Below are 1,043 nucleotides of genomic sequence, written 5' to 3'. Positions count from 1 at the left end.
AGGACAATCCGATTAGTGGGGTAACGCCTCAAAATTTGGCGTATGTGATCTATACCTCAGGCTCGACGGGGAAGCCAAAGGGGATTCTGATTGAGCATGCTTCGGTACTGAATACTCTACTGGACATGATTGAGGTTCTCCCGATCGAAGCAACAGATACCCTGCTTAGTTTAACCACAATTTCTTTTGACATTGCTGCGGTAGAGCTATTTGCACCGCTGATGATAGGCGCACAGATCTCAATTGTTGAGTCGGGCAAAAGTGTAGATCAGGCGGTCATTACGAACATAACCATGATCCAAGGCACCCCCTCCACCTTAAGAATGTTAAGCCAATTCGATATACGCGATAAGAAAATTATTATGGGCGGGGAAGCACTGTCTGTAGGGATTGCTAATGATTACATGAGTAAAAACAATAGGGTTTGGAATTTCTATGGACCCACGGAAACCACGATATGGTCGATGTACCGTAAAGTGAAAATGAACAGTAGTGGAAAGATCCCCATTGGGGGAGCGATACGCAATACGCAAGTATATATCTTGGACGCCTACGGACAAGTGGTCCCAATCGGTGTAGCTGGGGAACTGCACATTGGAGGGATGGGTCTAGCACGGGGGTACCTGAACCGACCGGAACTGACCGCGGAGAAGTTTATCCCTCATCCGTTTCGTTCAGGCGAGCGATTTTACAAAACCGGAGACCTAGGCAGGTGGCTGCCAGACGGGAACATCGAGTACTTGGGCCGGATGGACGATCAGGTGAAAATTCGGGGATACCGGATCGAGCTGGGTGAAATTGAGACCTGCTTATTAACCCATCCATCGATCCAAGAAGCGGTCGTGGTAGCGCGGAAAGATAGGGAAGGAGAGCCTGCGCTGAGCGCCTATGTGGTTGTGGTTTCAGAGACGGCTTTACCTGTAACGGAACTGCGCACGTATTTGGGGCAACAACTGCCGTCCTATATGATCCCCTCCTACATGGTGCAGGTAGAGAACCTGCCACTGACTGCAAATGGAAAGGTCAACCGCAAAGCGTTACCC

General features: G+C 49.7%; 1 protein-coding gene. It reads left to right on the top strand.

Translation table 11 applies throughout. The annotated features are described in order from the left end of the window. Nucleotides 1-1,043 (top strand): amino acid adenylation domain-containing protein (locus tag ACWNM1_RS30565; RefSeq protein ID WP_449603933.1); only part of this gene is annotated, 1,043 nt, incomplete at both ends.

It is taken from the genome of Paenibacillus sp. Marseille-Q9583 (assembly GCF_976954365.1).
This window is presented reverse-complemented; position numbering and strand designations above follow the sequence as displayed.